The sequence below is a fragment of the Psychrobacter sp. H29 genome, assembly GCF_059073055.1.
Window position 1 is genome coordinate 1,063,639 of the sequence record NZ_JCACRY010000001.1, and the last position, 25,326, is coordinate 1,088,964.

Annotated in this window: 19 protein-coding genes; 9 read left to right on the forward strand and 10 right to left on the reverse strand. The window is 45.4% G+C overall.

Annotation, left to right across the window (positions count from 1 at the left end; translation table 11 throughout):
- Positions 1–97 precede the first annotated feature (97 nt).
- Together AC5JP1_RS04165 and AC5JP1_RS04170 are read right to left on the reverse strand one after the other, a co-directional pair.
- Positions 98–1,687: a hypothetical protein gene (locus AC5JP1_RS04165; protein ID WP_493843255.1), complete on the reverse strand. Its 1,590-nt coding sequence runs from the start codon at positions 1,685–1,687 to the stop codon at positions 98–100.
- Between the two features lie 55 nt (positions 1,688–1,742).
- A complete protein-coding gene (locus AC5JP1_RS04170) occupies positions 1,743–3,767 on the reverse strand; it encodes a hypothetical protein (protein WP_493843256.1) in 2,025 nt (674 codons plus the stop codon).
- Between the two features lie 325 nt (positions 3,768–4,092).
- Between AC5JP1_RS04170 and ggt the strand changes: the two genes are divergently transcribed.
- From ggt to cysE, 5 genes are all read left to right on the forward strand, one after another.
- Entirely contained in the window at positions 4,093–6,042 is a 1,950-nt protein-coding gene (ggt, locus tag AC5JP1_RS04175; RefSeq protein WP_493843257.1) for a gamma-glutamyltransferase, read from the forward strand.
- A 294-nt stretch (positions 6,043–6,336) separates the two neighbouring features.
- Entirely contained in the window at positions 6,337–10,056 is a 3,720-nt protein-coding gene (gene dnaE / locus AC5JP1_RS04180) for a DNA polymerase III subunit alpha (RefSeq protein WP_493843258.1), read from the forward strand.
- Between the two features lie 70 nt (positions 10,057–10,126).
- Complete coding sequence (locus AC5JP1_RS04185) at positions 10,127–10,507, forward strand: Hpt domain-containing protein (RefSeq protein WP_493843259.1); 381 nt, start codon at positions 10,127–10,129, stop codon at positions 10,505–10,507.
- Positions 10,507–11,385, forward strand: coding sequence for an RNA methyltransferase (locus AC5JP1_RS04190; RefSeq protein ID WP_493843260.1), 879 nt, complete (start codon positions 10,507–10,509; stop codon positions 11,383–11,385). Before AC5JP1_RS04185 ends, AC5JP1_RS04190 begins: the two co-directional genes overlap by 1 nt.
- Positions 11,386–11,573: 188 nt before the next feature.
- Complete coding sequence (cysE, locus tag AC5JP1_RS04195; protein WP_493843261.1) at positions 11,574–12,491, forward strand: serine O-acetyltransferase; 918 nt, start codon at positions 11,574–11,576, stop codon at positions 12,489–12,491.
- A 143-nt stretch (positions 12,492–12,634) separates the two neighbouring features.
- Here cysE and AC5JP1_RS04200 read toward each other — a convergent pair whose 3' ends face one another.
- The 6 genes from AC5JP1_RS04200 to pheA form a co-directional block, all read right to left on the reverse strand.
- Positions 12,635–13,195, reverse strand: a complete 561-nt coding sequence (locus AC5JP1_RS04200; RefSeq protein ID WP_493843262.1) for a 2-amino-4-hydroxy-6-hydroxymethyldihydropteridine diphosphokinase — start codon at positions 13,193–13,195, stop codon at positions 12,635–12,637.
- The gene (gene folB, locus AC5JP1_RS04205; RefSeq protein ID WP_493843263.1) at positions 13,170–13,595 is read right to left on the reverse strand and encodes a dihydroneopterin aldolase; all 426 of its coding nucleotides are present in this window, start codon (positions 13,593–13,595) and stop codon (positions 13,170–13,172) included. The genes AC5JP1_RS04200 and folB overlap by 26 nt, the downstream gene beginning before the upstream one ends.
- Positions 13,596–13,648: 53 nt before the next feature.
- Positions 13,649–14,602 carry an EamA family transporter RarD gene (gene rarD, locus AC5JP1_RS04210; protein ID WP_493843264.1) on the reverse strand — a complete coding sequence of 318 codons (954 nt, stop codon included), beginning with the start codon at positions 14,600–14,602 and terminating at the stop codon, positions 13,649–13,651.
- Positions 14,603–14,827: 225 nt separating this feature from the next.
- Positions 14,828–17,116 (reverse strand): bifunctional prephenate dehydrogenase/3-phosphoshikimate 1-carboxyvinyltransferase, encoded by a 2,289-nt coding sequence (locus AC5JP1_RS04215; RefSeq protein WP_493843265.1) that lies wholly within the window; start codon positions 17,114–17,116, stop codon positions 14,828–14,830.
- Positions 17,117–17,281: 165 nt separating this feature from the next.
- On the reverse strand, positions 17,282–18,424 hold the full coding sequence (gene hisC, locus AC5JP1_RS04220) for a histidinol-phosphate transaminase (protein WP_493843266.1): 1,143 nt from the start codon (positions 18,422–18,424) through the stop codon (positions 17,282–17,284).
- 92 nt (positions 18,425–18,516) lie between these two features.
- On the reverse strand, positions 18,517–19,689 hold the full coding sequence (gene pheA, locus AC5JP1_RS04225) for a prephenate dehydratase (RefSeq protein ID WP_319050389.1): 1,173 nt from the start codon (positions 19,687–19,689) through the stop codon (positions 18,517–18,519).
- Positions 19,690–20,208: 519 nt separating this feature from the next.
- On the opposite strand from pheA, the gene AC5JP1_RS04230 reads away from it, so the two are divergent.
- Together AC5JP1_RS04230 and AC5JP1_RS04235 are read left to right on the forward strand one after the other, a co-directional pair.
- The gene (locus tag AC5JP1_RS04230) at positions 20,209–21,150 is read left to right on the forward strand and encodes a transaldolase (protein ID WP_493843267.1); all 942 of its coding nucleotides are present in this window, start codon (positions 20,209–20,211) and stop codon (positions 21,148–21,150) included.
- Between the two features lie 105 nt (positions 21,151–21,255).
- Positions 21,256–21,708 (forward strand): surface-adhesin E family protein, encoded by a 453-nt coding sequence (locus AC5JP1_RS04235; RefSeq protein ID WP_319050387.1) that lies wholly within the window; start codon positions 21,256–21,258, stop codon positions 21,706–21,708.
- A gap of 104 nt (positions 21,709–21,812) precedes the next feature.
- Here the strand turns inward: AC5JP1_RS04235 and AC5JP1_RS04240 are convergent, their stop codons facing one another.
- Positions 21,813–22,328 carry an adenine phosphoribosyltransferase gene (locus AC5JP1_RS04240; protein WP_443524811.1) on the reverse strand — a complete coding sequence of 172 codons (516 nt, stop codon included), beginning with the start codon at positions 22,326–22,328 and terminating at the stop codon, positions 21,813–21,815.
- Positions 22,329–22,751: 423 nt separating this feature from the next.
- Here AC5JP1_RS04240 and AC5JP1_RS04245 point away from each other — a divergent pair, with 423 nt between their 5' ends.
- Positions 22,752–22,916 (forward strand): rubredoxin, encoded by a 165-nt coding sequence (locus AC5JP1_RS04245; RefSeq protein WP_057759803.1) that lies wholly within the window; start codon positions 22,752–22,754, stop codon positions 22,914–22,916.
- Between the two features lie 27 nt (positions 22,917–22,943).
- Positions 22,944–23,993 (forward strand): alpha/beta fold hydrolase, encoded by a 1,050-nt coding sequence (locus tag AC5JP1_RS04250; RefSeq protein ID WP_319050386.1) that lies wholly within the window; start codon positions 22,944–22,946, stop codon positions 23,991–23,993.
- A 118-nt stretch (positions 23,994–24,111) separates the two neighbouring features.
- On the opposite strand, the gene AC5JP1_RS04255 is transcribed toward AC5JP1_RS04250, so the two are convergent.
- Positions 24,112–25,143: a WG repeat-containing protein gene (locus AC5JP1_RS04255; protein WP_493843268.1), complete on the reverse strand. Its 1,032-nt coding sequence runs from the start codon at positions 25,141–25,143 to the stop codon at positions 24,112–24,114.
- Positions 25,144–25,326: the final 183 nt, after the last annotated feature.

Below are 25,326 nucleotides of genomic sequence, written 5' to 3' on the forward strand. Positions count from 1 at the left end.
ACAGTGCCTATCGCTATATGAACAAAAAAGCGCATCGTATAAACGGTGCGCTTTTTTATTGAAAATCTTTCTGCTCATCAACGACTGGTCTTACGCATTAATCAATCGAACTAAGACGCTCTTTGGCCATCGGTAGCATATTGAACATCATCTTACCCACTACCGTGCCATTACCATCACGGTAATATTGCAGTAACTCTGGCGCGTATTCTCTAAGATCGATACTATTGCTTGTATTCGGCGACTGAACATCACGTGGTAGATTTGGGAACGCCATATTTTTGGTATTGATAGCAGCGTACTGCTGCAACACGTCTATCATCATATGATTGCTTTTATCAGAGGCGTTGTCGATATCAAGCTTGCGATGGACATGCTGCCATTTGAGCTGACCCTTTTTATCAAAACCATATAGCTCTTGTACCTCTGTGTGGGCAGCTGCTTGCGCCTCTGATACGTCATCGTTCATTTGTTCTTTTATCATCGCTAGTATTTTTTGTACCATCGCTTTGCTAGTGAATGCCTGTGGGTTTTGAATCGTCTCAAAGGCTGTCATAGGCGCCGCTTCTTCAATGAGTTCTGGATATTGCTTGCTGATACGATCATAGAAAATCTGCATATAACTCTTATAATCGTCAAGATAATCATCAAAACTCTGTACTCGGCGAATAATAGATTCGCTTGGCAACATTGCTGATAGCTGATGGGCAGGTAGCTTCGGGGATACTGACGTAAGTGTGTTGGGCGCGACATAATCAAACTGACCAACTGGGGCTGCATCATAAGTCATATCTAACGCGGCAAAGTGGCTTTTTATTACCGCACGACCAAACCCTTTGGGCAATGTACCATCATCGATGGCTATTTTTAGCCATTTGTTACGCCATTTTTCTCCAAGCTTATCATCTAACAGCTCAGAGTTGATCAGCGCAAGGTTATCTGCCCATAGATAGATATCACCGTTTTTTAAATCAACGTAAATAGGCTGATTGATACTACTATAGTGGTTGCGCGCCTGATACTGGGCGCTGGCAAGCATCGTCGTCTTGCCCGCTAGTGGTTGGTAGATTCCTTGCGCATCGATAGATAATGGTTGTAGCAAATACTCATCAAGCAATTGCGCTTTTTTGTTATCTAGTGGTTTTGGTTTGTCTTCATAATCATCGAATAGCGCCTGATACTCTGGTGCAACCTTGATAGTGCTATCATAATAATGATCGTTCCAAGCATTGTAAGCCTTTACGCATTCGACGTACGACTGCTTGATGTTACCGCGCTCAGCATCGTAATCAGCTGTTAGAACCTCTTTGTTTTGGTTTTCTGCCTCCAATATCAGCGCTGCATACGCTTGGTCATGCGCCTCCTCACAGTGTTGATCCACATAGTCTGCTACGGCCATGTGTCGGCTGTCTGTAGCAGTCAGCGGTCGGTTATTGCTGATTCCATTACTTATTTCAAGGTTGCTATGGTAGCTAAACGATTGACGGCGCTGTTTTTGCAACGCATTTGCCAATGTCTTTTTTGCAGTACTAGGTAATGGCTTAGCTGCCGTACTTGCCTGACTGACATTAGTGGCTTGACAACCTGTTAATAGTAGTGCCCCTGATAGACAGGCACTGGTCAACAAATGATTGGCTTTCATCATAGGTGGTAAACGTAGAGCGATGGTTTTATATATTGTTTTCATTATTTATTCCTAATAGATATGAGCGTAAATGCAGTGAGATAATGCAGCTGAGTCGTTATTTATTATCTGTATCATCTTCGCCATTATAGGTACGGCTCTGCTCGATGGCCTCTTCGCCATAGTTATGCTCATAGTCATCACTGTTATAGTCATCACTATTGTAATAATTCTCTAGCTCATCATCCTGATAGTCATAACGGGCATAGCGTGCCAGCTGTAGTCTGTCTTTTTTCTCACGCTGTGCGGCTATCCATGCATTACCATCGATAGGAGCGGTAGCTTTTGGACCAAACGATTCCGCCAATAATGGCGTTAATGCATGACGATTAAAGCTGGTTTTGTCATAACGTATTTGATTGAGCATAGTCGTCGTAGAGCCCATAAAATCGCTACCAATATTGACACGCTGCTGCTTGGCAAGTAGGCGATCTGAGCTGTCTAAGTAGTAATAATTGATTTGATTAAATGAGATGGGGCCAATAGCTTCGATGAGCTGCAACAGTGAGCCCACATCAGCACTTTGATAGCCTTTGTTGTACAGCTGCGCTTTGGCAAGTGCAGTCTTTAGCATAGCGCCATCAGGGTATTTTTTTGGATTGGCATCGACATGCGCTTGTAACGACTGCGTCACATACTTTAGCACTTTACCAATCATCTCACCGCTTTGCTGACTACCAAAATAGACTTTTACTGCGCGGGTCGCGCCGACTTCTTTGGCAAATGCATCACCATCAATATCTACCGCGCTAAAGTGCTCAGGTGCCAATTCTGCCATGCTTTGCTGTATAGCGTTAAGCACAGCGTCATACAGTACTGCTGGTGGCAACTGAGCGGTAACACTTTCAGGTAAACCAAAACTTACCGTATGTGCAGCCATTTGTTCAGGTAAAGGAGTGTTTTCAGGATTGACCATGGCGACAAGTGGCATAATGGCCGATGGATCGACGGTGACTTTACTGTTATTAAAATCAAATGCGAGAGGAATCTGTATAGATGAGCTGATCGTTGGTGTGGCGTAATCGTAGCTATAGACACTTTGTAGTTGTCGTAGCTTAGGGTTATATTGGCTAACGCTATTGAACGTCAAGTTCTGATACTGATAGGCGTTAGTTGCGGCGATTTGCTCTGGCGTACGGTGGAACATGGTCAGTATATTACCAATCAACCCAGTAGGAGACATCGAGGGCTTATCATCAGCTGATGCCTCTGTCTTAGCCTGCTGTTTTGCCAATTGCATGGCTTCATATTTTGCAGCCATTGTCTTTGGGTTTAACCTTGACATACCTGAGAGCGCACCCCCTGTACCACTGCCATAGTCGTCATAGTCCTCATAGTCGTCACTGCTATAGTAGTCATCGCTGCCATAACCGTCTTTATCATAGCCATACTTATTATCAGCGTTGGGATCACCTACTGGTTCATTTTCACCGGCTTCGGCCAATATCGCGGCAATGGCTTTTCTTTCTACCTCGGCAGGGTCACTCTCACCGTATTTGTCTTTGTAATAGTCAGACTGCAATGAATCGTCATAATCATCGCTATAAGGCTGATATTCATCGACCATCCCTTCAGGCTGATAGGCATAGGTTTCTATGATCGTTCTGAGCAAGCTGGTTGATCCTGCATCGATACTGTCTGCATCGATGAACGGTACTGACTGATAGTTCGCTTGGGCGACAGCCACATGCTCTGTCGCTAAGTGCTGACGAATCGCAGCTAGTAAATGCGTCTTAGCTTGGTTCTCAGTACTCGGGTATTTTTCTTGATCAAACAGTTGCGCGTAACGCTCGGCCTGAGCATCTTGACTGGCTGTAAAGGCGCGTCCTTGGCTTTGACTCTGCGCGGTATCTGCACTGCTAAAGTCTATCAGTGTGCTGGTCGACCCTGTATTCGATGATATAGGAGATGCAGATTGACAACCTGCGAGCACTAGTGATGCACTACTCACTAACAGTGCGATAGAAGTCAGTTTGCAGGTTTGATATAAACGATCATTATGGCGCTTAGTATTAGAAAAACAGGCAGGCGTAGTCTCAGTAAAACGTTGTTGATTGCAGGTGTTCAAATGACGTAATGGCATAGCAGTCTCTTTTTGTAAATAGACTCATCGATAATGAGTGTACAGTAGTACTGTTATTTATATCACAAGACGTTACAGTTTAGTAAGCTTAGCGTATATTTTTTAAAGGAAAACTTCAATGAGAAGTAATTTCCTCTATACAACGAGGCAATTATGCTAGGTCGTGCTTGAATGAAAACAACTGAAATTACTGACAGAGTTGCTCATCTTGTATCAACACCTCATTGTAGAAGTTAATAAACAACTTTCTACTATTCGTTATTTTCGCTATCATTCAGACATCTCTCTAATGGTTTATCTTTACTCGCCCAAAAAGGACTTTGCGATGTCACGACTCCCTTTTCATGCTGATCAGACTGCTCAGCAGATTCATTCAAAAACCAAAAACCAGCTAAAAACTAATATATTGCTGATCACAAGCGCCTTGCTACTGTCTGTCTCAGCCCATGCACTTGAGCCAACCGTTCCGGCAAACAGCGCGACGCTTAATAATACCTCTATCAATACCAGTGCAATCAATTTAGCCATCATGACGGACAATCCAACCGTCCTATCTGAAACCAAACGCATCACACGAGCCAAAACCAGCACTCTCAAAACCACGTCCAACAATGCCAATAGCGATCAGGCAATCTACTCTGAAGATGCGATTCACCATCCGCTATGGGCAAAAAATGGCATGGTTGCCACCCAAGAAGCGCTTGCTTCTGATATTGGCTTGCAGATTTTAAAAGACGGTGGCAATGCCGTCGATGCTGGGGTCGCAGTGGGCTTTGCCTTAGCAGTGACCTTACCGCGCGCGGGCAACCTTGGCGGTGGTGGTTTTATGATGATTTATGATGCCAATCAAGGCAAAACAGTCGCCCTTGATTACCGTGAAAAGGCACCAAGTAGCGCCTCTCGTGATATGTATCTCGACGATGAGGGCAACGCAGTTAGTGACTTATCTCGTTATCATGGCTTAGCCATTGGGGTGCCGGGGACGGTAGCGGGACTGTTAAAAGCACTAGAAGAGCATGGTACGATGAGCCGCGAGCAAGTCATGGCACCAGCGATTGCATTGGCAGAAGATGGTATAGAGGTCACCGCAGGTTTGTCCGATTCGCTTACTGCTTTGAGTGATCGATTGCAAAAATGGCCAAGCACCAAAAAAGTGTTTTTTAAAGCGGATGGCAGCGCTTATCAGCCGGGTGAGCAGTTAAAACAGCCTGAACTTGCCCAATCATTAAAACGGATTTCGGCACAAGGGGCGGACGGATTTTATAAAGGGGAAACCGCACGTAAAATTGTCAACGCGGTCAATACGGCAGGCGGTACTATGAGCTTACAAGACTTAGCCGATTACGATGCCATCGCCCGTGTGCCTGTAAAAGGCGACTACCGTGGCTATGAGATTGTCTCGATGCCACCGCCCTCCTCTGGCGGTATACATATCGTGCAGATTTTAAATATTCTAGAAGGCTACCCACTGGGTGACTACGGTCAAAACAGCGCACAAACCATTCACTTGATGAGCGAGGCCATGCAACTGGCGTATGCGGATCGCGCTGAGTATCTCGGTGATTCTGACTTTATTGATGTCCCTGCCAGTGGCCTAACCTCACAAGCTTATGCAGATAAACTGCGTACGTTAATCGACTCGAACAAAGCCACGCCAGCAGCTACCATCAAAGCCAACAACCCGCTTCCCTATGAAAGCGATCAGACCACGCACTTCTCTATTGTTGATAAAGACGGCAATGCCATCGCCAACACCTATACGTTGAACTTCTCTTATGGCACTGGTCTCGTGGCTGAGGGCACAGGTATTCTGCTCAATAATGAAATGGATGACTTTTCTGCCAAGCCGGGTGTACCCAATGGTTACGGCCTGCTAGGCGGCGAAGCAAATGCCGTTGAAGCCAATAAACGTCCGCTCTCCTCGATGAGCCCGACACTGGTATTCAAAGACAGCAAACCTTATATCGTCACGGGCAGTCCAGGTGGCAGTCGTATCATTACCACGGTCACCCAAATCATCTCCAACGTCATCGACCACGACATGAATATCGCGGAAGCAACGCACGCGCCGCGCATTCATGACCAGTGGTTGCCTGACGAGATTCGAGTCGAAAAGGCACTGAATATCGATACGATCAAAAAATTGGAATCTATGGGTCACACGGTCAGTCCAAAATCAGCCATGGGCTCCACGCAGTCGATTATGCTCACACCAAACGGCGTTTATGGCTCTTCTGATCCCCGTATAGTTGATGCAGCGGTGGTTGGATACTAGATCAAACTGTTTTTAATTATCAATAACATAGCCCTCTATACATTATGTATAGAGGGCTTTTTAATATGCAATTTGACCTATTGGAAGTCGTATAGTGACTTATTTCACTCAGATTAAACCCTTGCAATCAGTGGCTGTCTGCCGCAAATAATGATATTATTAACGACCCCATTTAAAGCGTATCAAGATGGCTGTCGAAGTCTTAATTACTTTTCGACATCGCTATAACCGATTGATAATCATCATTTATTTATAGTGACAGCTTATTTTTGATCGTACTAGTAAGAGTCTTCTATGGCATTTGTACACCTTGGCATCCACAGCGAATACTCCATCACCGATTCTATCGTGCGTATCAAACCGCTCGTAAAAGCGGCCGCAGCCGACAATCAGCGTGCGCTGGCACTGACTGATTTGTCTAACCTGTACGCCACAGTGAAGTTTTATCGTGCTTGCCTAGGTGCGGGTATCAAGCCCATTATCGGCAGTGACGTCATTATGGATAATGAGGACACACGCCTGACCCTACTTGCGATGAATAATGAAGGGTATCACAACATTACTCGCATCGTGTCGCTTGGGTTTACCGAAGGTCGCGCTGATCCTGTCAACCATGGCACACCTGTGATTAAACGCAGTCATATTTTAGAGCATGCGGCAGGTGTCATTGTACTACTGACCGAAAAATCAGACGTTGGCCAAGCACTGGTTGGCTCGATGCCAGAAAAAGCCGATGAGCTGCTCACAGAATGGCAAGCAAAATTTGACGATCGTTTATACTTTGCCATCAAGCGTACCAATCGCTCAGGCGAAGATGCCTTTATTAGGGCGGCCATTCACTCAGGTGCCAAACACAACATTCCTATCATTGCCCACAACGATGTGCGTTTTTTAGCGCAAGATGATTTTGATGCGCATGAGGCTCGCGTGTGTATCGCAGGCTCTTATGTCTTAGCAGACCCCAGCCGCCCGCAGACCTATTCAGATGAGCAGTATCTAAAAACCCAAGACCAAATGGCGCAGCTGTTTGCTGATATTCCGCAAGTGGTTGATAACACTTTAAGTTTGGCTACCCGCTGCAATGTAACCTTGACGCTAGGCATTAATGTATTGCCCGATTTTCCTGTCCCTGAAGGCGAGACGATTGAGTCGTTTTTCCGTGCAGAGTCCCAGCGCGGTCTTGAGCGGCGCTTAGATAAGCTCTTTCCAGTCGAGGCACGTACAGATAACTGGAGCGACTTTCGTCAAAGATACGACGAGCGCCTAGTATATGAGCTGGATATTATTCTATCGATGGGCTTTCCCGGTTACTTCCTTATCGTAATGGACTTTATCCGCTGGGCGAAAGCCAACGGCGTACCCGTAGGTCCTGGACGTGGTTCTGGTGCAGGGTCTCTGGTCGCCTACGCGCTCAATATTACCGACCTTGACCCTATTCATTATGATCTGTTATTCGAGCGCTTCTTGAACCCTGAGCGGGTATCCATGCCCGATTTCGATATCGACTTTTGTATCGAGGGTCGCGATCGCGTGATTGACTATGTGGCGCAGACCTATGGTCGTGATGCGGTCTCACAGATTATCACCTTTGGTACCATGGCCGCAAAAGCGGTGGTGCGCGATGTGGCACGTGTACAAAGCAAATCGTACTTTTTGGCTAATAAAATATCCAAACTGATTCCCAAAACACCCGGCATCACCCTCAGCCAAGCGCTTGAGCAAGAGCCACAGCTCAAAGACTTAATCTCTAACCCTGATAACATGGACTATGAAGATGCTATTGAGATTTGGGAGATGGCAATTAAGCTTGAAGGTGTCTGCCGAAATGTCGGCAAACATGCTGGTGGTGTACTGATTGCACCGCATAAGATCACGGACTTTAGCGCGATTTATTGTGATGATGATGGGCACCGTGTCAGTCAGTTCGATAAAGACGATGTCGAAGCGGTCGGTCTGGTAAAATTTGACTTTTTGGGTCTACGTAACTTAACCGTTATCAACGCAGCGGTTGAGAACATCAACTTGCGCCGTGTCAAAGAAAACGTGCCCGCCTTAGTTTTAGAAGACTTACCATTAGACGATGTCAAAGCCTACAAATTACTGCAAGATGCCAAAACAACAGCCGTCTTTCAGCTAGAAAGTATGGGCATGAAAAAGTATCTGGCCAAACTACAGCCGACCAATATCGAAGATGTGATCGCCATGTGTGCGCTCTATCGTCCCGGCCCGCTTGATGCAGGTATGGTAGAGATGTATATCGACCGTAAGCACGGCCGTGAGGAAGTCATTTATGACCATCCCAATCTCGAACCGATTTTAGAAAACACTAACGGCGTTATCGTTTATCAAGAACAGGTCATGCAGATCTCACAGGTGATGGCAGGCTATAGCTTAGGCGGTGCTGATATGCTGCGCCGTGCGATGGGTAAGAAAAAACCTGAAGAGATGGCAAAGCAGCGCGATATCTTTGTGACTGGGGCAACTTCGCAAGGTATCGACGAGGTCACCTCAGGCGGCGTGTTTGACCTAATGGAAAAATTCGCAGGCTACGGCTTTAACCGCTCGCATTCTGCCGCTTACGGGGTGCTCGCCTACCAAACGGCTTATCTAAAACAGTACTACCCTGCCGAGTTCATGGCAGCGGTATTAACGTCAGATATGAACAATACCGACAACGTGGTGTTCTTTATCAATGACTGTCGCGAAAATTTTGAGTTGACGGTGGTCAATCCATCGGTCAATCGCAGTGAATGGCACTTCGTCGCGGATACCCCGACCAATATTATTTATGGTCTTGGAGCGATTAAAGGCGTGGGCGAAGGGGCTGTCGAGTCGATCGTTAATGCCCGTCGCACTGATGGTCCTTTTAAAGACTTATATGATTTCTGCCGCCGTGTGGACATCAAAAAGGTCAATAAGCGTACTCTCGAAGCATTGGTTAGTGCAGGCTGTTTTGATGACTTTGCCGCGACGCTACGACCCGACTTACCAGCCGATGCAGCTTATGAGATTCGCGGTGCATTGATGAGCCAGCTACCAAGCGCGGTACAAGCTGCTGAGCAAGATCGGCAAAATAATGAGCTTGGCATGATGGACTTGTTCGGTGAGATGGATGGGGTCGTTGCCGCGCCGCCGCTCGTGATGACGCCTGAGCTGATTTGGGGTGACAAGCATCGCCTAAAAGCGGAAAAAAACACTTTAGGGTTGTACCTAACGGGTCATCCAATTAATGAATACTTGGATGAGTTAAAACGCTATACCTCAGGCGCTCGCCTCAATAAACTGGCAGATACTGGCTACAACGGCAGCTGCTATTTTGCAGGACTCATTATAGATATCGCAAACTTCGGTAATCGCAACGTGATTACGTTAGATGATGGCACATCAAGGCTAGAAGTCAGTTGCTACGCTGAGCGATTCAACCGTGTCAAAGAACAATTGAAAATCGATGAAGTCGTCATCATCAAAGGCAGCATCCGCGAGCGTGACGGGCGCTTGTTTGCGCGCCTTGATAGCGCCATGAGTATGGTCGATGCCCGCTTGCGTTGGCTCAAAAAAATCAGTATCAAAGTTCATGGCAATGACATTGACCTGCTCACGCGCTTGCAGCCATTACTCAAGTCAGCCCAAGCTGACATCATACCTGAACCGCGATTAACTTATAATCAAGAACAAGACGAACAAGGCGGTGCTGGCAGTAACGCCTACGATCCTGCCATGGGCGGCAGCTTATATGATGAAAATGGCAATGATCTGTTGGCGCTAGAGAACGATATGAACCATGATGCAATGAACCAAAACGGCATGCTCCAAAGTTATGCAAACAATGCATTAAGTAATACGGATGCCTCTATCAATGACAACTGCTTACCACTTGGACTAAGCATCTATGACGTATATGGTATTGCCAATGTAGGACTATCCGAGCACTGGCGCGTCTACCCAAATGATGACAACTTGCAACAATTGAAGACTTTAGTGAGTGAAGATAATTTACACTTTCATTACAGCTAAAATGCACAATACCCCAAAAATTTACTATAGTAATCTTACCGCTTTAACTTTTAATAATCGGACAAAAACAATGACTGACATGACAAATAATAATACAACTGGTCAGACTGATGAAGAGATTGTCAATCATGAACAGTTTGAAGACATGCGTGACTTGCTAGAAGAAGACTTTGTCGATTTGATACATGTATATTTCACGGACAGTCGTCAAAGAATTGAGACATTACGTAGTGCCCAGCAAGAGAATGATAACGCTACCGGCTTTGAGGCAGCTCACGCTCTAAAAGGGGCAAGTGCAAACTTAGGTACCACTCAATTAGTCCGCCTGAGCAGCGAGCTACAAGAGTACTGCCGTGAGCGCCATATCAGTGAGCACGCAGATCTGATTGAAAACATCGCTGGCGCATTACAACGCGCCGAACAAGAAATCAATCAAAGACTGGGGCAATAATGAGTAACGACGCTTTATTATCTACTGAGCACGCCCGTACAGTGAATAATTATCTTAACTGTCTACAAGTCGTTATGGTCAATACGACTCTACCTGCTAATATTGGCTCTGCTGCCCGTGCCATGCATACTATGGGCTTGTCTCGCTTGACAGTCGTCGATCCCAAACTACCGATTGATGATACCAGTGTCTCACATGCAGCTGGTGGCAGTGATCTGTTGTCCGCTGCTGTGATTGCGCCTACCCTAGAGGCGTCTATCTCTGATTGTCAGTTGGTATTTGCTGCCAGTAGTCGCAGTCGTCATTTGCCTCGCCCTGTCGTGACACCCACACAGGCCGCCAAAATCATGTTTGACTTTATTGATGCACAAGCAGCTTTAAGTACAGATCATAGTGATACTTTATCTGCTGCGCCTTCTTGCAAGCCAAATATCGCTATACTATTTGGACGTGAAGACCGCGGATTGACCAATGAAGAATTGGCTTATGCAGACTATCACATTCAAATCGATGCCAATCCTGCCTATCCAGTACTAAATGTCGCCTCCGCAGTGCAAGTCATTGCTAGCTTTATTTTTGCTTATGCTCAGACACACGTTCAGACAGCAGATGATTTGGATACAGAGTCAGATGACACGACTCAGCCGACACTTGATGTGCATTTGCGTCAGCAATGGGACGAGCCTGCTATCACTCAGCAGCAATTACAGCAGCTCACCCAGCGTACTACGGATCTTATGATCAATCGTGGTCTGGCAAATAGCGAACATCTAAAATCATTGCCATCGCGGCTGTCTCGACTTGGGTCGCGTTTGCAGCTTGATCAAAAAGAGTATCAACTATTAAGTGCTTTGATTGCGAAACTCTCAAAAGACTAAGGTAAGTTATCGCTCATCACCTCAGTTTATTTGATAGCGCCTTACTATATTTTAGGGCATAAAGCTGTTATAACTTGAGAGAGACTAGCGGCTATACGTTTCCATTGTTATCCGAATATCATGACCACAGATGAGAGACCCTGCTATGTTAGCAGCGGTGCTCTATAGACAAATAGATAGGACGCTTTATGTCAGTGCCAGCCAAATTGTTCAAAACACTTGCCAGCATCAAAAAAGATCTAAAAGAAGATGTTGAAGCAGTATTTACCCGTGATCCTGCAGCACGTAATAGCTTGGAGGTTGTTTTGACCTACCCTGGTATTCATGCGCTGATATTGCACCGCGGTGCCCACTGTTTGTGGAACAACGAACAAAAATTGGCGGCGCGCGTCATCTCTTATGGCTCACGTATTATTACCGGTATCGAGATTCACCCTGCTGCCAAGATTGGTAAGCGCTTTTTTATCGATCACGGTGTCGGCGTCGTCATCGGTGAGACCGCTGAGATTGGGAACGATGTGACCTTATACCACGGTGTCACTTTAGGCGGAGTGTCTTGGAACAATGGCAAGCGACATCCAACACTAGAAGATGGTGTGACAGTCGGCGCTGGGGCCAAAGTACTGGGGCCATTCACTGTCGGTAAAAATGCCAAAATTGGCTCAAATGCAGTGGTGGTCAAACCGGTACCAGCAGGTGCAACGATGGTCGGTAGTGCGGCTCGTATGATCTCAGATTATCATGATGAAAAAGGCAACCCGCTTACGACTAAGGTACAAGATGCCAAGCAGCAAGAGAAAATTGCGAAAGCAGGTGACAGCAGCGAAGATCAAACAGCTGATACCACCCCTACCGCAAAACGTACCAATACCTTCCGCGCTTATGGTATCGACCCCTATTCACAAGACCCTGTTGCAGAAGCTTTTGCTAAAATGCTTGAGCACATTCAGCAATCAGAGAATCGCCTAGATCAATTGCAGTCAGCAATGTGCGATATCGACCCTAGCTTCTGCAAGAAAAAATACGATAAGCTGTGTCTAGAGGATTTAGATGTGATTGGTCGTGCTGATATTAACGAAGTAGAAGCAGGTACCGAGAAAAAATAATAGAAGTATTCAGACTTAACGTTCAATATTGACGATATTATGGCGCTTACAGAGAAGTAAAATGTACGCGCTATAATATTTTTATCAAATCACCCTTTACAAATTCGATTGCCAGCAGTCTGCCTATCAGACGTTACTGGTTCTCAAAACAATATTGGAAACGATAGATTGGCTATTGCTAACTCTTGAACCCCCCCCTCCTCATGCGCTTTAAACGGATAACGATCGGCCATTACTATCCAATCAGGCATTGGTTTGGATGCTAATTTTCTGCTTAGGCTATTTTCTACATTAGCCAATTTAATCATCAGAATATCAATATCCATTGTCACCCGCCGCACTTGATTCGGTTCAGTTTTTCGGCATCTATTACAGTCCCCTTCAAGAGATTTGAAGGTTTGCTGTAGTCGCTGCAGGCTCATTGGCGTTGTCAGTACTAGATGGACACATTGATTGGTATAGTCAGGTTTTGGCTGGTCTAAACTCGCGGTAAAGTCAGGATTTTGAAACGCTGTGGACAGATGTACTTTGCCTAACGCTGCTAAACGCTTTCGAGCAAGCGGAAGATATTTGTCAGCTTGATAGTTGCTACCCAGCGCTAACACTACCTCTACCACAGGCTGTGTCTGCAGAGTCTCAGGCTCGCCCTGTGTTAGCGTTTCTAAATCTATCGACGTTTTATGCGTCATCGGCTTGGCTGTCATTAGCGTCTTTAGTAGCTGACTCGTTAGCTGACGCTGGTGCATAGCGTGTTATTTGCACCCCGACCGCGTCGGCTTGAGTGATAGCAGTCGGCTTGGCAATACTTAACGTGATTTTTTGACAGTCGTACTTTGCAAATAGCTTATCAGAGATCTGACCTGCTAAATGCTCAAGTAGCTTTGCTTGTATCTCTTTACACCACTCGCTCACATCATCGCAGACTTCTTTATAGCTGAGTGCATCACTCACATCATCTGACAGTGCAGCAGCGCTAATGTCCGTCTCAAGTGCGATATCAATGAGCAACGGCTGGGTAATTGCGCGCTCCCAGTCAAAAACGCCAATTACCGCTTCAACTTTTAGACCCTTTATAAATACGACATCAGACTGTGTATGGAACATACGTCTATCCTTATTTGCGAATTTTTATTTGAGTGATAAATTTTTATCCAAAACTATTGCAAAGTTTCTTCGCGTAGGCGCGCCGCTTTTAACATTTTACTTGGGCGATGGCGCCAAAGGTCGATGCTAAATAGTAGCAGACCTAACCAAATCAAACCGAATACTGCTAAACGATGTAAATCGAATGGTTCTTTATAATAAAATACCGCCAAGAAGAAAATAAAGGTTGGCGTCAAATAGTTCATAAAGCTTAGGATACTATACGCGACAAGCTTGGTAGATTTATTGAACAACAGTAGCGGTATCAGCGTAATCGGGCCTGCAATCATAAGCAGCCAAATGTTTGAGCTAAACCAAAAGCTCAGCTGGTGACTGACCACATCAGACTGCCAAAACCACCACAAACATAACGGTACCAACATCGCTGTCTCAACAAACATAGCATCAACAGCAGTCAATGGCGTTTGTCGTTGAATAGTCCCGTAAGTACTAAAGCTAAACGCCAAAATCAACGATATCCACGGCAAACTGCCAATCATCACTACTTGAATGACGACAGAAAATAATGCAAACCCAATAGCAACCCACTGTAAAGGGCGCAAGCGCTCTTTGAATAATATCATTGATAATGCGACGCCTACCAACGGTCCAATAAAGTATCCCAAACTGGCCTCAAGGATACGGTCATGATTAACCGCCCACACATAGGTGAGCCAATTAGTGGCGATAATCAAACCAGATACTAGCGATAGCGCAATCCATCTTGGGTTCTTTTTGAGTGTCTCTATCCACCCCCAGCGTTTGGTAGCCACTAACACAATCAGTAGGCAGCAAAACGTCCAGACGATACGATGCCCAATGATCTCAGTCGCATCATAATCAGATAGTTTTTTGAAGTATAACGGAAATCCGCCCCAGATAAAAAACGCAATAAGCGCTGTAATGATACCGCGCCTGGTAGTAGTAATGGGAGCAACAGGTTTTTTGATGACATTTTGGGTAGTCATAATATAGGACAACTTTTTAGAGCAAAGCGCGCCATCACCTAGTTTTGATTGTTATTATCGACATCATGGTGAAAGCGCAGGGTTACTACAGTGAGATTATAAGGTAAAAAGCAATGTACTCATGCCAGTAGTGACATGAGTACATTGCTAACGATGTAATACTAAATTTTTATTGATGCGCTGTGTTGTCAATCAAGAAGATAACACTAACTGGCATTTGATGATCTATTGGGCACCAGTATCCAATTGATCAACGTCAATAGACATACCGATTTGGTTGGCAAGCGTCGCAAATCCTGGGAAGCTGGTGTTGACTGTCTCAACCCCTTCGATAGTAATTTGCTTGGATGCACGTAAACTGGCAACAGAGAAACTCATCGCAATACGATGATCATGATGCGAGACAATGTGACCACCACCAAAGACAGGTTGGCTATTATTTATATCGCCGTTCTCAGTAGCAGTGCCTTTGCCTTCAATAATCAGCCCATCATCAGTGACAGTACAATCGATGCCAAGCGTCTGTAAGCCTTCTGCCATTACGGCAATACGGTCTGACTCCTTGACGCGTAACTCTTTAGCCCCAGTCAATACGGTACGCCCTTGCGCACAGCTAGCCGCGACAAACAGTACAGGGAACTCATCAATTGCTAGTGGCACAAGATGCTCTGGTATGTCGATACCGACCAAGTTTGAGCTGCGAATGGTAATATCAGCCACTGGCTCGCCGCCAACGTGTGTCTTGTTACTTAGGCTAATATCTGCATTCATTAATTTTAGAATATCAATGACACCCGTACGTGTCGGATTGATACCGACTTGGGTCAACGTCAGTTCGCTATTTTGACTGATAGCAGCTGCTACCATAAAAAATGCCGCAGAAGAAATATCAGCAGGAACCGCAATATCACCACCTGTTAACTCACCGCCGCCAGTGACACTAATACGATTGCCTTCTACAGTCACAGGATAACCAAAAGCCGATAACATACGCTCAGTATGGTCGCGGCTGACCTCAGGCTGTGTGACGGTTGTCGTACCCTCTGCCCACAGGCCTGCTAGAAGTAAGCAGGACTTGACCTGCGCTGACGCAACTGGCATATCATACTCAGCACCTTGCAGTGGCTTACCGACTGTGTCACGACCAGTGATGCTCAGTGGCGCGGTGCCACTGTGACCCGTACTCTGAATCACTGCCCCCATAGACCGTAGCGGTGCCGCCACACGCTCCATCGGGCGTTTATTTAGACTGGTATCGCCAGTCAACACACTATCAAACGATTGCGCCGCTAAAATACCAGATAGCAGGCGCATACTGGTGCCTGAATTGCCCATATATAGTGGGGTCTTGCTTGGTTTTAGACCATTCATACCGACACCATGGATGATCAAGTTTCCATTGTCAGGACCTTCGATGGTGACGCCCATGTCACGGAATGCTTGTAGTGTTGCAAGAGCATCCTCTCCTTCCAAAAATCCGGTCACATTGGTCACGCCTGTGGCAAGACTGCCAAGCATGATACTGCGATGCGAGATGGATTTATCACCAGGGATCGCAATGGTGCCAGAGACAGTGTTGCTAGGGGTAATATTATAAGAAGCTGACATGGCAGAAGTATCCGTATAAGGGGTGCTGGCTAACATATGGCCAAAATGTCGCCGTGCGGCTTGCGCACGGCCTAAAAGTCCCATCAGGGCGGTTGAATCTTGATCAATGATGAGCTGGCGCATGGTTTGTAGATAGACACCATACTCATCAAGAGCGCTCACAATGGCGCTTTGATTGGCAAAAAATATATCATGCCACATTTTAGGGTCACTGGCGGCGATACGGCTAAAATCGCGAAACCCGCCAGCGGCATATCGAAACATATCTAAATTATCATCATGGCTCGCCAACTGCTCAACCAAGTTAAAGGCAAGCAAATGCGGTAAGTGACTGGTATGCGCCAATATACGATCATGGTGATCGGCTGGCATAGACATCACATTTGCGCCTACTGCTTCCCACAATAGACGCAACCTTGCGATTGACCTTGTGTTGGTAGTCGGTAGTTCGCAGACAATGACGCTATGGTTGACAAACAAGCTGGCGCGTCTGGCATGATACCCTGAATTTTCAGCCCCAGCAATCGGATGCGCAGGCACAAGCCCTATTGGCAACGAACCAAACACGACTTTTGCAGCATCAATGATATTGACCTTGGTACTACAAACATCCGTAATGATGCAATCGGTAGCAAGCTGTCCATCACCCATTGCTTGCTTGATATCGACAAACACTGCTTGTACTGCCTGTACTGGCACGGCAATGATAATCAAGTCACTGCCGCGAGCAACGTCTAGAAGGGTGGCGCTACCTGCATCCAATAAGCCGTGCTCAATAGCCTCAGCAATACTTGGTGCATATCTGTCCACTGCTACCAGACGCTCGCTTAGATTATTATCTTTGATGGCTTGCGCAAAGCTGGCACCAATCAGTCCAAGTCCGATCACACAAACTTGTTTAAACATAGGTTGGGGTATATTCAAAGACGGTCGAATGTTGTTTTTTTTCTGATGACTCACGGCTTTTCTCGTTGAACACGCTAAGATAAACTTAGATAAAGCATACCCTAGCGTTATAAAATTTAATGATTCATTATCATATTATTTGGTTAAAACCATCTATCAAGCAGCTTAATCTTCGGTCAATATAGAGCGCAGCGTATCTATCAAACGCAGATTGTCTTCAGCCAAACCTACCGTAATGCGTAGCCAGTTAGGGAGACCATAAGCTGCCAGTGGACGGACAATGACACCTTGCTCAAGTAGTGCTTGGTGAATGGAATCAGCGGTTATATCTTCCATCTCAACTTTTACCTCAACCATAATAAAATTGGCATGCGACTTCACAAAACCCAGACCTAACGCATCAAACTGCTTTTCTAACCAGCGCATTTGCTCGTCGTTCATCACACGAGTCTCTTCGATAAAGTCTTGATCAGCAAGTGCCGCTGCTGCTGCTGCTAGACCTACGCGGCTGACATTGAACGGTTGACGAATACGGTTTAATAAGTGCGCAACAGCGACTGAGCTTAGGGCGTAGCCCACGCGTAACCCTGCCAGTCCATAAGCTTTAGAAAACGTACGTACGATAACCACATTATCAAACTCATCTAATAGCGCGCGGTTATTACTCTCAGGGCTATACTCGATATAAGCTTCATCCAATACGATCAGTACTGAGGGTGGTACACTATCAAAAAATTGACGCAGCGCTTTTTGCGCTAGCTGAGTACCCGTTGGATTATTAGGGTTGGCAATAAAAACAATTTTGGTATTGGGATTATCCTGAACCGCTTGGCTCATGGCTTTTAAATCATGACCAAAACGCTGGGCAGGCACTTCAATATCTACAGCGCCTTGCATTTTCGCTAACATCGAATACACTACAAAAGCGTACTGGCTATAGACGATAGCATCATCAGTGCCAACAAAACTACGCGCCAAGATATCAAGCAAATCATCAGAGCCATTACCAAGCGTAATCTGATCAGCACTGACATCATTAAAGTCAGCCAAAGCTTGCTTTAGGTAATAGCCATTGCCATCAGGATATCGTGCCAGTTGACCCAATTGCTCGGTCACTGCTAGGGTCACACGCGGTGAGCACCCCATTGGATTCTCATTGCTAGCCAGCTTGACCACATCTGAAACACCATACTCGCGGGTCAACTCCTCAATCGGCTTACCTATTTGATAGGGTGTTAATGCCAGAATACTGTCATAAGCAGGCACAAGTGGTAATAAGTCTGATGATGTCAATTGAGAATCTTGCATGGTTCATCCCTAAATGTTGTCTCTAAATACTGCCTTTAAAATCTAAGACCCACTTATTGTATGTTCATACCAATAAGTGCTGCCTACATATTTTATAGGACGGCTTTTGGATACGAGCCTAATATGCGCAAATCTTTCACCAATGGGCGAATATCATTGATAGCCGCACTGACATTTGGATCATTGATATGACCATTCATATCAATAAAGAACACATATGCCCATTTATTAGGACGCTCAGGACGGGTCTCAATACTGGTCATCGATACGCCATGATAGGACAAAGGCTTTAATATCTCGATAAGCGCACCCGCTTTGTCGTGTGCTGACACAACGATAGAGGTTTTATCTTGACCAGATGGCGCGATGGCTTCATGACCGATGATTAGGAAGCGCGTGGTATTGCTTGGGTTGTCTTCGATGTTTGAGTAAAGCTTGTGCAGGTCATACTCTGCCGCTGCCACATCACCTGCAATCGCTGCTGAATGCCACTCGTTTTTTAGACGGCGGGCGGCTTCACCATTGCTCGATACGGCAACGCGCTCAACATTGGGAAAGTTCACATCTAGCCAATGGCGACACTGAGCAAGCGATTGCTGATGTGAGTAAATGCGGCTCAAGCCATCAATTTTGGTGTGTTCAGCAACTAAGAAGTTTTGATGAATCGGTAGCTCAACTTCACCAATGATCTTTAGGGTAGAAGATAAGAATCCATCCAAGGTATGATTGACCACCCCTTCTGAAGAGTTTTCGACAGGGACCACGCCATACATCGCAGTACCCGCTTCAACTTCACGGAACACATCCGTAATCGTCGTCATAGGCACGGTATCTGCGGCCTTACCAAAATGCTTGAGCGCGGCGGCATGCGTAAAGGTACCGACTGGTCCCAAGAAGGCAATGCGCTGCGGTGCTTCTAAATCCAAGCATACTGACATGATTTCACGGAACAAACGCGCCATTTTTTCGTCAGCGATAGGACCAGTATTACGCTCCATTACTGCTTTTAGTACTTGTGCTTCGCGCTCAGGACGATAAAAGATAGGGTTACTGGTATCATCAGTGGCAATATGGTTTTTCTTTACTGTAGCGACTTGCTGAGCCAGCTTGGCGCGGTTATTGATGAGTGTTTGGATCTCGCAGTCGACTGCGTCAATATTTTGACGAATATTGTCTAAAAACTCTTTTTCAGTTGCGGTATCGCTAGCGCCTGCGGTGGTTTGATTTAGATTGTCCATATTTTGATCTGGTGACTGCTCGCTCATTACCGCCCATCCTTTTTAGATTTTATCACTGTTAGGTATTGCTATTGTTTAGGTGTTAATACTGCTTAATCCTACTGTCTTTTATATACTTTAATTGCTAGGCGCCTCAATAATTAGGTGCCTCAATCATTAAGTATTTTAACTATTAGGCGCTTTGATTGTCTTTACATATCGATGATTATATACAATGTTATTTGTGTATAGCCCCATGATGGAGTCATTCGAAAGTCAGTTACGCATTAGCGTCATTTGCTGCTGATACTATATGTATCATCAAATACAGCTGCTCGACATATAGACGGCTCTACTATAACAAAAACTTGAGTCAGTGCCCATTCGTAAATGCGCATAAATATATCAATAGCCATTAATATTAGCACAGTTAAGGCACATAACAGCGTCGCACAGCACAACTCTGGGCAAACACATGCTCAAAACTGTGTTACAGTCTCAGTTCAGCTCCCTACCCTGCTATATATAAGAGGAGCATCATATCATTACCAAAAAATAGGATACCTGATGAGCGCATTACAACAGCTACGCACCATGACTACCATTGTTGCTGATACTGGTGACCTTTCGGCCATTGCACGTTTAAAACCTATCGATGCGACCACCAATCCAAGTCTAATTACCAAGGCTATGATTCACCCTGACAATCAAGGCATGCTATCAGAGACAATGAGCCGTCATAATGGTGACGTTGATGCCGTGATTGATGCACTGACCATTCAAGTGGGCTGTGATATTTTAGAGCTGATTGAAGGACGGGTTTCAACCGAAGTTGATGCGCGTTTGTCTTACGATACTGGGGCAACTATAGATAAAGCCCTCGCCTTTATGGACGCGTATCAAAAAGCTGGCGTCAACTCAGAGCGAGTCTTGATAAAAATGGCAGCAACGTGGCAAGGCATTGAAGCAGCACGCTATCTTGAGACCCAAGGTATTCACTGTAATTTGACTCTGTTGTTTGGACAACATCAGGCTATCGCTTGTGCAGATGCTGGCGTGACCTTGATTTCACCTTTTGTGGGACGTATCTTAGACTGGCAAAAACGCCAACAGAACCGTCAAAACGTACCAGCTTCTGATGACATGGGCGTACAATCAGTCAAGCTCATCTATCAATACTACAAACAGCATGGTTACCAGACGCAAGTAATGGGTGCCAGCTTCCGTTCGACTGAGCAAATTTTGGCATTAGCAGGCTGTGATTTGTTAACCATTGCGCCCAATCTCATTGATGAGCTAGCAACCATGGACACTGAGGTGACACGCCAGCTCTCGCCTAGTATGTCAATGGACGTACAAGCAATGACCCAAGTCAGCTTAACCCATGAGGAATTTAGCGCCGCCTACCAAAAAGATAAAGTCACACAAGACTTATTACCTAAAGGTATCGATGGCTTTATTGGTGCACGTGATGAGCTTGCCAAAGCACTAACTGCAATCCGTGGGTAATAAAAGAGACAAGATTCACACTGGTGTCACACAAAAGATATTTGCCTGCCCACAGTAAGTTGGCTATCATGAGCGACTTCAGATAACAAGAAGCAAGGCTTAAGTATGAAACGGCTATCAATGTTATTGGCAGGCAGTGCTTTAGCGTTCAGCGCCCATGCAGCCAATTGGGTAGAAGTGTCCAAGAGCGGCTCTGGATCGGTTTTTAGTTTAGATTTGGACTCTATTGAGAGCTCTGACATCAAGATCATTGATGAAAAAGAGGTCGAAAATATCACTGTCTCTATGCTAAGAACCTATCCTAAGCAAAAAGAAAAAGATACAGTGAAAGAAAAAACTATTCACCATAGTGACCAGCAGCTCCTGATTTCTTGCAAAGACGCCAGTTACTACAAAAGAGCTTATGTCAATTATGGCGCTGACAATAAGGTCATCAAGTCATGGCAATCAGAAAAACCCATACTGACCACTAAAGACTTTAAAGTCACGACACCAAAGACAGTCGGACGCACACTGGTTGAACGCGCTTGCAAAAGCTACGAACAAGACGAAGCATAATATATCAGACCAATCATAAAAAAAGCGCCCTGATTATTTTCAGGGCGCTTTTTTGTGGCTGACAGCAACGACTTACGATTGATCTTAGTCTTTTAGTATTGGTCTTAGGCTTTTAATACCGTATAGACGGGTACTGGAAACGCGCCATGCAGATCTACTAAATCTAATAATACCAACGCACCGACCACCGTATGCTCCGCTGATTGACACAGCTCATACGCTGTCGTCAGCGTACCACCAGTCGCCAAAATATCATCGACCAATAGTACACGCTCAGGTGGCAGATTGTTTTGCATCTCAAGTGTATCTTTACCGTACTCAAGCGCGTATGCCTTATTGGCAACAGGTGGTGGCAGCTTGCCGGGTTTACGGAGCAAGATCATACCTTTACCCAAACGGCCTGCCAACATACTGGCAAATACAAAACCGCGTGCCTCAACAGCGCCTAAACAGTCCACTTCATCCATCAAACCTTCTGGTAACGCATCAAGTAGTGCATCGATGACAGCATCAACATGACTGCGCAGTAACGGGGTAATATCATAAAAATCAATGCCAGGTTTTGGAAAGTCTGGTACTGTGCGAATAATCTGCCAAAACGGATGGTCAGTGTTGAGCATGGTAGTCGTCTCATTTTCGGTAGTGGCAGATGCGGCGGCGGCATTAATACTCATGTTAACCCTTAACTTATATGTTTATCTGGTTTGAATGATGAATGGGTATGGCTTCTATACTAATTGGTTAATCGTATATCAGCGTTCAATAACGGGTGACTCTGTGAATTTAGCGGCGATTATTATAGCATAACTGGCTTTCGTATTGCGGACTGGCGCCTTAGATTGTATTACATTACAGCAAAACAGAGCACATGCTAGCCTTGATAAAAGGCAAGTCATCTCAATATACAAGTGTAAACTTAACTATGAAAATAACGGTTATATGCTAAACTACGTGCGTTTTTGCAGTCTAATATGATGACTGTGATGCTACACATGAGTGTTTATGATGCACTATAACACTAGCAATGATCGATAGGACTATTTATGAAACGTTATGAATGTATTGTCTGCGGCTGGATATATGATGAAGCACTTGGCTGCCCTGAAGAAGGTATTGCACCAGGTACCAAATGGGAAGATATCCCTGATGACTGGACGTGTCCTGAGTGCGGTGTCGGCAAGCTTGATTTTGAGATGCTTGAGCTGTAATAGACGACCCTCTAATTAGGACACTTCATGACAAAATCAGATGACATCAATAGTGCCAAATTGCGTGAAACTTCAGACACAGATCTAGATAATACGCCAGATTTTTATCCAGCGCCTGAATGGCAAAAGTTTGGGGATCACCAATGGCGAGACTCCGATCTTAGCAAACACCTCTACCAAGCGATGATTGATATTGGTGATGGTATTGAGCTATGTATCGAAGCTGGCGGCAACCCCAACAATCCACCTTTGTTAATGATTATGGGGTTGGGGTCGCAAATGGTATTTTGGCCGGATAATTTTATCAAACGCTTTATTGATGCTGGGTTTTTTGTGATTCGTTTTGATAATCGTGATATCGGCCTGTCCTCTAAAGTTCAGATCGATGGTCTGCCTCGTATTAGTCAGCTCAAAATGATGATGCGTCTACAAACGGGGCTGTCAAATAAGAGCACTCAGGTTGCCTATAACCTGACTGATATGGCAGAGGACACTGCGCGTCTGATTAAAGTTCTAAAACTCGGTAGAACGCACCTGCTTGGTGCCTCTATGGGCGGTATGATTGCACAAATCGTGGCCGCGCGTTATCCAAGTTTGGTTCAGCGTATGGCACTGATGTTCACCACAACCAATCGTGCTTTTTTAAAACCGCCAAAGCCCAAGCAGCTATATACTCTCATCAATCGCCCAGAGAGTCACTCTGAGCGTGATATCGTACGCCATAGCGTTTGGTTTATGAAGACAGTTGGTACGCCAGGTCATGTCAATGTACGTATGGTGCGCGAAATTGCCAAAATCCGTTATCAACGCAACTTTCATCCCCTTGGTACTGTACAGCAGCTCAATGCGATCTTGGCATCAGGCTCTATCAGTCGCTTCAGTAAGCAAGTCAAGGCACCGACTATCGTACTGCACGGCAGCGCTGATGGGCTATTACCTGCATCACAAGGCCGAGTAGTTGCTAAGACCATTCCTAATGCTACGTTTCATCTGATCGAAGGCATGGCGCATGATATTCCAGAGTACTATCAGCCTTATATGGTCGATTTGATCAGCAATCACTTGTCAGATAAATAACCATTTGTCTATGATAAAGAGCTGACGAATAGCTGTTGTACAAAAGAGTGTAAACCTTATCAATCACTGATGGGGTTTACACTCTTTTTTTGCCTACTTATATAAGCACGGCGCTGCTCTACTCACAGCTAATAGCAGTACCCTCTTTATCAATACACATCTTATTGCCACTTTTTAGGTTACCAATCCATGCTTTGCCATCCGTGAATAAAAACGACGGCTTGCCTTTGTAGCTATCATTGGCCAATACCCCATCATTGGTAAAGCGAAAAGGAATCACCAGCTCACCGCCAAGATTCACAAACCCCCACTCATTACCAATACGTACACCAGCTAATTGCTCAGAAAATGCTCGGGCTTCATCAAATGAATAAGTAATCATCGTAACGCCACTATCATCTACAAAACCCCACTTTCCATCTTGCTGTCGGGGTTGCAACGTCGTAAAGGGTCTAGGTGTGGGTCGCTCCGATTGTGATGATGATACATTGGTATTGCTAGACGTGGTCGGTTGTTTAGTTGTCTGACTGCTACTCCGAGCGTTTGGATCGTTAGCTGCATTGCCGTTTTTGTCCAACCAGCTGGTTGTGCTGTTTTTGCGGACGCGCGTCACACCATTACGATAGTCATCGATCTCATTGATTGCGGCTGAAAACGAGACAACGGTACTGTTGGACGTATCAATAACGCCATAGTTGCCGTCCTTTTTTACCACGATACGCCCATCGGATACTGGGCGCGCCCATCCTTGGTTTCCTGTGATCATATCGTACATTACCGGTATAACCTCACGGCCCTGCATATTGAGATAACCGACATGGCTGTTGCGTAGCACAGGTAGTAGACCGCCTGATATCTTATTGGCATCAACTTTTTGATAGCGTGATAAGTCGACAACTCTTTTACCCTTGCTATCAATCAAAGCCACTGGTGCACCAAAGTCTTTCTCTGCTAAAAAGTAACGACTACTAGCCGTACAGGAGACATTTTTGTAGTAGCTTTTGGGAAGCTTACAGCTGGCTGCTTGTGCGCTTGGTATCAAAAGTACAGCACTAGAGAGAACACCAATAGCAACGCTAAACTGCGATACTCTTAGGGAAGATTTAGAAATCACATTTGACGGTATATTTGACAAAAAATGTCGGAGCATGAGCAAACCTAGGCAAATAATATAGAGTGTTTGGTATAGCACATTGAGCGCTAGCCACATCATAAGGCATTAGACTAACAAATAGTCATGTGCACGCCAACGCCATTCCTGTAAGGATGTGACTCGATTATATAAGCGCTGTTGTATAAATATCAACACCGCCACATAGCGCATAAACTCTCA